Below are 11,984 nucleotides of genomic sequence, written 5' to 3'. Positions count from 1 at the left end.
GTCCCCAGTCCCTAGTCCCTACGATTAATTCAGAAATCAAATCAGATTGCTATATCTACTGAGAAATATGTAAGAGGTAGGAGCAAAACAATCTTTATATATAAGAATTTTGATGAATTGCAATAGGAAATGGCAATTTCTCAAAATCAAGTAGATTTATTTCAATTTCTAATAGGGATTTTAATGAATTATAATACACTAATATAGTGTAAGAATCCTACACTGGAAATGTGGAAGATATTCAACTAAGAATGTTGACTTTACCAGTATCAATATCGTAACAAGCACCAACAATTTTTAGTTTACCTTCACGAAGCAATTTAGCTAAAATAGTTGAGCTTTCTTGCAATTTTTCAGTTTGATATTGAATGTTGGCTATAACTGCATCTTGCATATTATCGCCAGTTCTGAGCTTTACCCTTTCTACAGATGGTTTGATACCTTCAATAATCAAACCAATTCTGCCCGGAAGTGGTTCGTTTTTGATTGCTTCTGCTACTGCACCACATCTTCTATGACCCAAAACCATAATCAACTGCGAACCCAATACTGCTGTAGAATATTCCAGACTACCTATAACCGTGTCACTGACAACATTACCAGCAACTCGCACGACAAATAAATCTCCAAGTCCTCGATCGAAGACAATTTCTGCGGGTACTCTAGAATCTGCACAGCCCAATATGGCGGCAAAGGGATACTGAGCTTTCGCAACTAATCGCAGGTGTTCTAGTGATTGATCGGGATATTGACGTTTTTGATGGATAAATCTTTGATTACCATCAAGCAAGCGTTTGATGGCTTCATTTGGACTGATTGAATTAGGGTTAACTGGGTGAATATCAGCAACAGCAGTTTGCTCTGTATTCCAAAAGCTATCACCAAAAGTAGTAGCTGCAATACCTACAACACTGGCGAATTTCAAGAAATTACGTCGCCCGACAAATCCATTAATTCGACTCATCAATCTACCTGACAACAATAAAGCTGTTCCCAAGAAGATATCAGACTTAATTAAGATGCAAGAGTACTTGATTACACGGTTTAAGAGTCATTTAATATTCGCGTGATTTCGAGTGGTTAGAATCCCATCTGGTTGAGCGATGAAAGCAGATGAACAAGCGATAAAAGAGAGTCATTATAGCGGCTTTATCGCTTCTTTTCTAAATTCTAACAATTAATAAAAATATAAGTTTTTTAAAAGGTTTTTGGAGAGACATTACTTAAAATATTCTGTAAATATAGGGATATTATCTTTCAACCTATTAGTCAAACTATTTTAGAGGATGTTTGAAAAGTATTGGAAATTAAACTTTTCAAACATCCTCTAAAAGCGATAGTGTAGCTCGTTTGGTATTTGCTTCTTGATTCATTCAAACACAAAGCTCTGTTCTGACGTTCATTTTCAAAAATTTGTGGTTGACTGAAATTGGTTCTTTGGTTAATAGTGTGTTTTTTCTAGTCAAATTTAAAGTACTTTTATCTAAACTCAGGTTAGGCATCTCTTGCCAGCAGTGGCGGCAGAACCAGTAGGTTTCTTGTAAACGAATGTGACGAAGCATTTGGTTGGAACAGCAAGGGCAGTTTGTCATAAAATTGTTGTTTTATTAAAAAAATTAAACACAAATAAGTAGTTTGCTCTTGGCTTAACTACCAACAGCTTTAATTTATAAACAGAAAATAAAGAACTAATAAAGAAATGATAGTAGTTAAAAAACTTTAGAAAATATTAACAATTACTTGATTAGCGTAGGATCGCAAGAACCGCAGGCATCACTCACTCTCTAAGCTCGACTTTATCCATTTTTACGAAACCCAAAACCTGACACTGAAACCTTTGTGGGACGGTAGTTTTACTTTTTAGATTTAACCGATAATCAGTGACATGGAAAAAGTTTTTGCCAAAAAGCTAGGGTTTTTGCCGTATCAAGATAAGCAAGTTCTTAATTTTGGATAAAGTCGAGCTAAGACAGTCTATTTATACAAGAACGATTACGCCCGTTTGCTTTGGCTTGATAAAGGGCTTGATCTGCTGCCTCAATCAAATCTAAAGGAACCATACTGGGTGTCGGAATCACTGTAGCAATTCCGATACTCAAAGTGACGTGGTGCATCACAGGCGATGCCGCGTGGGGAATATTTAGCTGTTGGATAGCTTTATGAATTTCTTGGGCAACGTGAAAAGCCCCATCACTAGCAGTGTTAGGCAAGATGACAACAAACTCTTCTCCACCATAACGAGCAGCTAAATCTCTAGAACGTTTGACATTTTGTTTGAAAGCTTGGGCAATAAAGCGCAAACAATCATCTCCGGTCGTATGACCATAAGTATCGTTATATTGTTTAAAATAATCAATGTCGCATAAAAGTAGTGAGAGAAAACCTTGTTCTCGTAAAAGATATTGCCAGGTAGAATTAAGTTTAATATCAAAACATCGGCGATTGGCGATTTGAGTTAATTCATCCACCATTACCATATTTTCAAGCTGCTGGTTGGCACGCTGCAATTGTTGATAAAGTTCTGATTGCTGAATAGCGATCGCTACCTGTGTTGCCAATTGCTGAAGCAGTTCGCTTGCCCAAGATTGCCACTGACGCGGGGCGCTGCAATGATGAGCAACCAAAAGACCCCAAAGGCGATCGCCCTGTAAAATTGGTACAACCAGCTTGGCTCTGACTTGCAACTTTTCCAATAACTCTACATGACAAGGGGCAAATCCGGCGGTGTAGATGTCTGGAGTAACTCTGAGCGTACTTTCTGGATAAGACTGTCCCTGTATATTGACAAAATAGCTGTCTGTAATTTCCATATTCAAAATCGATTGCCAACCTGCTGTTATAGACTCCGTGACAATCACACCACTCCAATCACGGTTAAAGCGATAGATGATGACGCGATCGGTTTGCAGAAAATGTCGAACTTCAGCAACAGTTGTGTTTAAGATTTCATCCAAGTCTAAAGACCTACGGATATGTTGAGCGATCGCATAAACCATACGTTCCCGTTCTGTTTGCTGTTGCAGGGCAATTTGTGCCTGTTTGCGGTCTGTGATATCTGTAAATGATGTCACCACCGCAGATGGTTTTGATTCATCCGATTCAAACAGTGGTTGAGAATTGATTGAAATCCAAGTCAAACTGCCATCAGGTTTATGAACTCCCATAATCACGTTAAATTGGGGTTGTCCGGTGCGTAAGGTGACAACAGCAGGGTGAGTTTCACCTGGAAAAGAAGTACCATCTTCATGAATCGCTCGCCATAGCAAAGCGATGGAAGTTCGCCCCATCATTTGATCGGCTGTTAACCCTAAAATTCTTTCGGCACTGTCATTACAGGTGGTAATGCGTCCATCGGATTGCTGTAGGACAATACCTTCTGCCATCGCTGTAATTACGGAACGATAGCGTTGTTCGCTTTCTCGCAGCGCTTCTTCCATACGCTTGCGTTCAGTAATATCAGTATGAGTTCCTAGCATCCGTAGGGGAAAACCATTCTTGGCGCGACTCGAAACTTGACCCCGATCTAAAATCCACTTGTAGGTTCCATCCTTGCACTTAATCCGATATTCACTGACATATTGTTGGGTTTCACCGGACAAATGCTTGCTAACCTCCTCGTAAACCCTCGCTTTATCATCGGAGTGAACCCGCTGTTCCCATTCACTGAGGGTATTTCCAACTTCATGCTCTGCAAACCCTAACATTTCTTTCCATCGCCGGGAAAAAAAGACTTCGTTAGTTTCAGCATTCAAATCCCAAACTGCATCGCCATTTCCTTCCAAAGCATACTGCCATCTTTCTTCACTGGTTTTGAGTGCGGCTTCGATTTGTTTACGAGGGGTGATGTCTTCAAAAATGTATAACCGCCCAAAGTATCGATCCTGAGTATCCCGAATTTGACTGGAAAAGCGGCGAATCGTTCGCCCATCGACAAATAAAATTTCATCCTCAATCGTGCAACGATTTTCTTCAGACTGCAACGGTTTATAGGATTCGACAAATGCCGATGCATCGACAATTGAAGATATACAATCAGGAATGATGTCATTATTTTTTAAAGCACCCAAACGCATTTGGTCTTCTAGATGTTCGATGCCCCAAATTTTACAGAAGTGGTGATTGAAATAGAGGATTTCATCGGTACGATTGTCAACAACAAAAAATCCCAGCAAAGAAGTTTCAGTCATAGAACGCAGCAAAGCTTCCCGCCAGCGCAATTCTGATTCTGTACGCTGGTGTTCTTGTAGTGCAGCTTGTTGCTTGGTAATATTGTTTTCGTTGACAAGGATGATGGAGTTACCTGTTACTGGATCGCGGGTGCATCGTATATCGATCCCATGCCATTGAATTCCCTCAGTAGTAAACACCTGAGCCTCTATGCTGAACGCCTCACCGCAATTAATCGCTTTCATAGCTTGTTGTCCAACACTCTTGTCAACAAAGTGACTCAGGAAAATATTCTCAGCTGACGAGTTAGGGTACAGGGTATCCCGATAACAGCGAAGGGCTGCCGGATTTTGCATCAAAGGTACACCATCGATCGTGTAAAGCGAGATCATTACTCTGGTGTGACGTAGGGCTTCAATCGATCTGAGTGTTTCTCGATCGATCTGATTGATAATTTCTGTCGATCCTTCAACCAGCATCGCCATTCGCCCTTCTTCAATTTGAATCCCAGAAAAGATACAGCGCAGAGAAACAGGTTTTCCTTCTGGGTAAAATGTCCAGTTTTCAGTAATGGTTTTCCCTTGCTGAAATTCTTGCAAATAGCTTTGCATTCGAGTGTGAGTAGACTGGGAAACATCACTGAAGTTGCGACTGAGCAATTCTTCTCGACTTTGAGCATTCCAAATATGCACAGCGGATTGATTCGCCCACCACATCTGCAAGTTTTGAATATCATAAATCCAAACTGGAGTTTGTAATCGGTCAAATGCAATCAAGTCTGCAACTGATATATTCTTTGGCAATGCTGTTCTTGTGATAATGGAACCTCTAAAATTCTGATACAGAGTTCTTTTGATTGATTTTAACTTTGGCTGAACTGTCAAATTTTTCAGGTTTTGATTCAGTTGCAGCGTTAGTTTTTGGCAGGATGTAGCCTTTTGCCGATGGCGTTCTGCTTCCCCAAGAGCGATTCCTAGTTCTGCGGCTATCAGTTGGAAATACTCAATTTCTAAAGAACTCCATTGACGCGAACCACTGCACTGGTGAGCAATTACTAAGCCCCATAAATAAGGATATGTACTAGAAACTCCATCAAGTTCTTGATTATTGACTAAAATTGGTACTACTAAATTAGCTCGAATCTGCAAGTCTGTTAATAGTTTTTTGTAACAAGGGTCAAGGTTTGTAGTATGAATGTCTTCAATGACACTAACGCTTCCATCTCGATATCGCTCTACCCATATCGCATTGAAGCAACGATCGTAAATTAATTGCCCTAGAATCGGTTTCCATCCATTACTTACAGACTCTTCTACGATGACTCCATCTCCATCCGGCAAAAAACGATAGATAATGGCGCGATCGCTTTCTAATGTTGTTCTAACTTCGCTGACAATAATCTTGAGAATTTCACTCATTTTAAGTGACTGATGAATTTGATTGGCCAGCATCCTAATTCGATCGAGGATTTGCTTTAAATCAATTTCAGAACCCGATAGACGATTGAACAGCATAGTCATAATCTATGTATATGCACTTAGGTAGATGTAAGATTTTTCTCTGGTATTTAATTTTATTCCAAATTACCTAAAACGTTAAGTTAAATTTAAGCTTAAACTTGATATACAGCAGAATTCAGAAGTAAAACAGGCTTTATACCTGGCTTTGAGACGAATCGTTGCGTACTTTACTTTCTTTAAAATCCGCTGTAGCAATCCAAATTGAAACGTGAGAAAATATATAGGCAGAAAAAAAGTATCTATAAGTGTTTCAGCGATTTTATTTTTTACTAATAATTTAAGATTGCTATTATTGGTAATAACTTCTTGATTTTATTAAACTTATTAAGTTGAGGTATCAAAGTCTTCTTAATTCTGACTTCTTACGGATGTTTTTCCCATTCTTGTTTAATCTTTTAGTCAAGTAAAATCCCAACCCAGCAATTGAGCAACTTGAGACGGGAGGGTAACTGGATTAAAGGGTTTGAGAATTACACCTGCAACTTGATACTGTCGCAAAATTTGCGAATCCAACCATCGCGCTTTCGCACTGAGCAACACTACAGGAATAGCTTGAGTTTCTGGATGATTTCTTAGTTTATTCATAAATTCAAAACTAGCCAAATCGCGGATTGAGATATCTAATACAATCGCATCAGGAGTATAGTGTACTGCATTCTGCAATCCTTCTAATGGAGAATCTGCTGTCACCACATTCCAACCAGCTAAATCTTGGAGGCAAAATTTTACTATCTCACGGACATGCAGTTCATCATCAATGAGCAATATCGTTTTGCCGATTATATTTACCTCCTTTAGCATATTCATTTGATTTCATATACCTTTTTTGGTTACAGATATAGCAAGGGACTGGGGACTGGGTGAAAAGCCTTTTGTGTCTAAGTTTTATCGTCTGTTGATGTCCTAACCACCAAGACTTGTGCTATAAAAGGTTTTTATCTGTAACCAAAAAAATACATTACAAAAATAAAAAACTAATAAAGATATAGATTTCGTTACCAAACTTAATTATTAATCGTCCCACCCCAGAATCTCACTAACTTCGTTGCAAATAGAGGTGGGTTCAAAAGGTTTGGTGATAATCCCAGCAATTCCCATCTGGGCGAAACGGGCGCGATCGCTCCCTTGGACTTTCGCTGTTAACAAAATCACTGGTATAGCTTCGGTTTCTGAATTTGCCTGAAGTTTTTCGTAGACTGCAAAGCCGTCCATGTCAGGCATAGAAACATCAAGTAGAATGGCATCAATAGGTTCTGTCTGGGCGATTTTTAATCCTTCTGACCCTGATGCAGCTGTCAGGGTGTCCCATCCTCCTAAGTCTTCTAAACAAGCTTGCACTAATTCGCGGATTCGTTCTTCATCATCTACAATTAACAATTTTTTTGTCATTTGTCATTTGTCATTGAGTATGGGGATTGAATCTTCAATTTTGAATTTTGAATTTTGAATTTTGAATTGATTTCTCCCCTGCCTAATTTATCGGCAATGGCAGAGTGAAGAAAAACGTGCTGCCAACACCAAGAGTGCTTTCAGCCCAGATTTGCCCACCGTGCCGATCGATAATACTACGACAGATTGCCAATCCCAAGCCTGTGCCGCCTTTGGTGCGAGAATCAGAGGCATCTACTTGCTGAAATCTTCCAAAGATTGCTTCTAACTTATCTGCTGGAATACCTCGGCCTCGATCCGTTATTTGGAATAGTACGCGGTCTGTTTGCTGTTGGACACTGAGAGTAATAGTAGAATCGGCAGGCGAGAATTTAATCGCATTACCTAACAAATTGGTGAGTGTTTGCACAATAGCATCAGCCGCCGCCCAAACTTGAGCATTGGTAGGGTGAATCTTAAAGGTAATATTTTGCTGATTGGCGATCGCTTGCAGTCCTGCTACTGCTTGTTGAATTAAATCAGCTGCATTGCAGATGGTTTTTTCTAAGACAGCTCGATCCGATTCTAAGCGTTCCAAATCGAGAATATCGTTGACAAGACGCACTAAGCGATCGCTGTCGATGGCTGCAATTTCAATCATCCGCTTAAATTTATCTGGTTTTTTGTCGTAGATACCAGTTTGTAGTAAACCCAATGCTGCGCGAATTGCAGTTAAGGGAGTGCGGAGTTCGTGACTAACGATGCCAATAAACTCACTTTTGATCGAATTAATCTGCTCTAGTTCAGTGATATCTTCGGCAATCCCAGCAATCCGAACTACCTCGCCGAGTTCATTTTTGATCGGAAATGCGCGATCGCGAATCCAACGGATTGAACCATCAGGGCGGATAATGCGATATTTTTTATCGTATTGCCCTGCTTTCATCTGTTCAATGAGTTCAATTTCGACGCCCTGGCGATCTTCTGGGTGAATTGCATCTAACCAATTTGAATAGTTGTGATACAAGTCCTCACAATTTTTTTGCCAGATGGTTTGGTATGCATTGCTCACATATAGAACTTGCTGATTTTGAATATCGGTCATCCAAAATACTGCTTGGATGTTTTCTGCCAGCTGACGAAATTTTTCTTCGCTGTGGCGTAAAGCATCTTCGATGCGTTTGCGTTCGGTGATATCTTGGTGAACCGCAACCAGAACGTCGCCGTAGTCGGGATGTCTGAATACCGAAGCCGTCACACTACACCAAAATGGTGTACCATCTTTTTTAAGATTCTGGACTTCGTAGGTGGCTTCAGTATTTTGTAAAACGGCAGACAAAGTGGCTTGATTTACATTTTTAGTAGTTACTGATTTGGTGACACAGTTCGCAATCAAAACGTGTTGACCGTTGAGTTCGCCAGAGTCATAGCCAAACATCTGCTCAAATTTCGGATTGGCATAGACAATGATTGCATTATCAATTCTTACTAAGCAAATGCCTTCCCCCATATTTCGGGTGATTACAGCCTGAAGCTCCAGCATTTGCGTCTGTTCTAAAAGTGTGAGTTGCGTTTGTTGCTGCTCTATAACTGTTTTTCGCAGGCGATCGTTCGTCTCTGTCAGTTGGGCAGTGCGTTCTTGCACCCGTTGCTCAAGTTCGGTATTCAGTTGTTGTAGGTCAATTTCTGCCTGTTTGCGCTCTGTTAGTTCTGTTTGTAACTGTTTGACCAAAGCTGCTTGCTGGATAGCAATGCTTACCTGCGCTCCCAACTGCCGCAACAGAGAAATTTCTCTTGATTGCCACTCACGAGGAGCCTTACATTGATGAGCTGCTAATAATCCCCACAATTCATCTCCTACGGAAACAGGAACGACCAGATTTGCCCTCACTTGGAGACGTTCCAAAAATTCAACATGACAGGGACTAATTCCAGCAGTATAAATATCAGTTTTGGCAGTGACTAAGCCTTGTTTAAAGGGTTCGACGTTCTCTTCACCAATGCAAGCGTCATAAATCTGGAGTGGTAAAAGAGCCATGCAGTCCGGTGCAACAGACTCAATCACAATCGTTCCTCCCCAACCTGGATAAAATTGGAAGATAGTGACGCGATCGCACTCCAGAAATTGCCGCACTTCATCGACAGTAGTTTGCAAGATATCTTGTAAATTCAGCGATCGCCGGATACGCTGGGTCATCTCCATCACTAGGCGCTGTTGCTCAAATTGCTGTTGCAGCGTTTCTTGTGCTTGTTTGCGCTCGTCAAGAGCTATCCGTAGTTGCTCGGCGTTTTCTTGAGACAATTGTTGATTGAGTTGTTGAATCTTCCGTCTGCTGTACTGAAGATTGCTAGTGATTAGGTTAATCACCAAGGCAACCAGTAAAAAGATACTTAGCCGCAATAATTTTTCTGGTTGACCGAGCCAGATTTGGGATCGCGGATGCATCAATAAATAATTAATTGCTACTGTCGAAAGGACAAGTGTAACGATCCCTGGCCGAAAGCCACCATACCAAGTACTGACAATAATAGCTATATAGAAAAAAGCACCAATGGTTCGGGAAATAAGCGGTTCTAACCAGAGTGACAGCAGCAGGGCGATCGCAGTTGAACCAATAGCCACACCGTAGTTCAATAATCGCTGATAATTTCCGATCATGCTTTACTTCTCCCCGCCTGAGAGCGCCAACGAGTTCTTTGAATGCGGCTCAGTACCCGTGTCACAAGTTCTGGCCCTAGTACTGGCTTGCTGATAAAATCATCGGCTCCGGCAGCAAAAGCTTGCTGAAGAAATTCTGCTTCGGTATGGGCTGTAACTACTAAAATCGGTAAATCTCCCCACTGGGTATCTTGGCGCACGACTTTGCACAACTCTAATCCGTTCACTATCGGCATTTCTAAATCTAGCACCACCAAATCAGGAGATGTTGCAATCAGCACTTTCCAAAATTGTTGTGATTGGGAGAGGGTGATTACTTCCAGTCCCCAAGGAGTTAACAACGCCGATAATCCAGCTAGCATTACAGGGTCATCGTCTACGATTAAAACTTTGGCTTCGGAAGTTTGAGGTTGAGGTAAGACACGAGCGATCGCCTGAAAAATCTCCTCGGTTGTCGCCGGTTTATGCAAAAATTGTCTAGCTCCTAAACGCGATACTTTCAGTCGCTCTGCTAGGGTATCTCGTCCTGTAAAAACAATTACTGGGATATTTGGCGATCGCTCTACTATCTCGCTCAATAATATTAATCCGTCTTCCTCTACTGTTGTAAAACTCAAATCCAGTAAAACTGCGTCAGGAGTTTTTAAGGAAAAAAGCGATCGGGCGGTTGCTAAGTTTGGTGCAACCTTCATCCTGATTCTCCATGAATCGGCTTCTGCTTGCAACTGCTTTGTCAGCATAGGATCATTATCGATTACTAACAGCCGATGAGTTTGCTTCATCAAAACGCTTGGAGCAGTGGAAGTGACAGCAGGCTTAGTTAACTCTTGCTGTAATGCTGTTACCAGTTGCGAGAAATTAGAGATTTGCTCTGGAGATAGCAAGGAATCTTCAAGCAGCAAATGTTCTATTTTCCGTCCGAGCCGAGAACCCTCTGGATAACCGAACGACCCCATTGAACCTGCTAGCTTATGAGCTTCACGCAATGCATTCTGCTGTAAATCTTCATTTAAATTTCCTGCCAAGAGTGCAGTTTTTGCTTGCTCTAGCACTGCAACTTGTCCAACAAAGGAATTACGAAATCGCTCCAACACACGATTTACAGAAGTCATATCTTTGGGGCTGGGTTTCTTCTTTCCATGTTGATTATTTTCCCCAACAGACATGGGGCGATTAGGTACAGGCTTGATCCGATAGCCCATGCCATATACCGTTTCTAGAAGTTCTTCTGCTATACCTGCTGTTTTCAGTTTCTTGCGCAAGTCTTTAATATGAGTCGTAACTGCATTTTCAGTCGGTGCATCCCCAAATCCCCAAAGCCGATCTAGAATCACTGCACGACTAAAGATCCGGTCTGGGTTTTGCAAAAACAACTCCAGCAGTTTGTATTCTGTGGCTGTGAGGAGAATTTCCTGCTGATTACAAGTTACTCTGCCGGCACTTGGATCTAAACAGAGATTTCCCCAGGTTAAAATAGATGATGAGATCGCCCCATTGCGTCGTAATAAAGAGCGAATTCTGGCTAGTAATGCTTCTGGGTCGAAGGGTTTGATGACGTAATCATCTGCTCCGGCATCTAACCCCGCCACAATATCTGCATTAGAATTTTTCCCTGTTAATAACAGAATAGATTTACGGTAGCCTTGCTTTCGCAATTGCCGACACAAGGTAATCCCATCCAGTTTTGGAATTAGCCAGTCCAGTAAAATCAACTCATATTCAGTCGATAATGCTAGTTCTAATCCAGCTTGTCCATTGCTTGCAATGTCGATAGTATAATGATTTGCACTCAACAACTCGAAGAGTGCTGTACTCAGTAATACGTCATCCTCTACCAACAAAATTTTCATAAATTGTATCAAAAGAAGATGCTGATGACACCTTCGCGATCGCAGGGCACACCCTCTGCGCGGTCAAACTTTTGTGTAATTTTAATATATTGTTACAAACAATACAACAAGTTAATTTAATGTGAGTTCGACGGGTGCTATTTTGACCTCTCCCCCCGCCCCTCTCCTGGTAGGAGAAGGGAGCAAAAACCCTCCTTACTCGTTATCCTTAAAGGAGAGGGAGGCTGTCCGGGAGAGGTCTGTCGAACTCACGTTAATTTAGATAGATTTTGCAGTCTGACATATTTCGACTTATATCTGTGTCAGTGCATTAGTACTATATATTTTCTGTTTGATTTCTAGCCAGTTGTGGTGAAGCGGTGACGTTTGTGCTGCATCCACTTTAAGGTGGTTCGGAGAGCGTAAACGTCAACAACTGGC

Annotated in this window: 6 protein-coding genes; all 6 read right to left on the bottom strand. The window is 41.2% G+C overall.

Annotated elements, in window-relative coordinates:
* Positions 1 to 241: 241 nt before the first annotated feature.
* Entirely contained in the window at positions 242 to 964 is a 723-nt protein-coding gene (locus RMY64_RS15870) for a carbonic anhydrase (protein WP_322700571.1), read from the bottom strand.
* 1,000 nt (positions 965 to 1,964) lie between these two features.
* On the bottom strand, positions 1,965 to 5,681 hold the full coding sequence (locus RMY64_RS15865) for a diguanylate cyclase domain-containing protein (protein WP_322700570.1): 3,717 nt from the start codon (positions 5,679 to 5,681) through the stop codon (positions 1,965 to 1,967).
* A gap of 405 nt (positions 5,682 to 6,086) precedes the next feature.
* The gene (locus tag RMY64_RS15860) at positions 6,087 to 6,494 is read right to left on the bottom strand and encodes a response regulator (protein ID WP_322671950.1); all 408 of its coding nucleotides are present in this window, start codon (positions 6,492 to 6,494) and stop codon (positions 6,087 to 6,089) included.
* A 204-nt stretch (positions 6,495 to 6,698) separates the two neighbouring features.
* The gene (locus RMY64_RS15855; RefSeq protein WP_322685559.1) at positions 6,699 to 7,076 is read right to left on the bottom strand and encodes a response regulator; all 378 of its coding nucleotides are present in this window, start codon (positions 7,074 to 7,076) and stop codon (positions 6,699 to 6,701) included.
* An 82-nt stretch (positions 7,077 to 7,158) separates the two neighbouring features.
* Entirely contained in the window at positions 7,159 to 9,714 is a 2,556-nt protein-coding gene (locus tag RMY64_RS15850) for an ATP-binding protein (RefSeq protein WP_322700569.1), read from the bottom strand.
* The gene (locus RMY64_RS15845; RefSeq protein ID WP_322700568.1) at positions 9,711 to 11,564 is read right to left on the bottom strand and encodes a response regulator; all 1,854 of its coding nucleotides are present in this window, start codon (positions 11,562 to 11,564) and stop codon (positions 9,711 to 9,713) included. The genes RMY64_RS15850 and RMY64_RS15845 overlap by 4 nt, the downstream gene beginning before the upstream one ends.
* Between the last annotated feature and the right edge of the window lie 420 nt (positions 11,565 to 11,984).

Origin of the sequence: Nostoc sp. DedQUE08, assembly GCF_034530895.1 — a bacterium.
GTDB lineage: Bacteria > Cyanobacteriota > Cyanobacteriia > Cyanobacteriales > Nostocaceae > Nostoc.
This window is presented reverse-complemented; position numbering and strand designations above follow the sequence as displayed.

Bases quoted from the DNA above. Each gene is read 5' to 3' on its own strand.
- RMY64_RS15855 (WP_322685559.1), bottom strand. From the start codon at position 7,076: ATGACAAAAAAATTGTTAATTGTAGATGATGAAGAACGAATCCGCGAA.
- RMY64_RS15870 (WP_322700571.1), bottom strand. From the start codon at position 964: ATGAGTCGAATTAATGGATTTGTCGGGCGACGTAATTTCTTGAAATTC.
- RMY64_RS15860 (WP_322671950.1), bottom strand. From the start codon at position 6,494: ATGAATATGCTAAAGGAGGTAAATATAATCGGCAAAACGATATTGCTC.
- RMY64_RS15845 (WP_322700568.1), bottom strand. From the start codon at position 11,564: ATGAAAATTTTGTTGGTAGAGGATGACGTATTACTGAGTACAGCACTC.
- RMY64_RS15850 (WP_322700569.1), bottom strand. From the start codon at position 9,714: ATGATCGGAAATTATCAGCGATTATTGAACTACGGTGTGGCTATTGGT.
- RMY64_RS15865 (WP_322700570.1), bottom strand. From the start codon at position 5,681: ATGCTGTTCAATCGTCTATCGGGTTCTGAAATTGATTTAAAGCAAATC.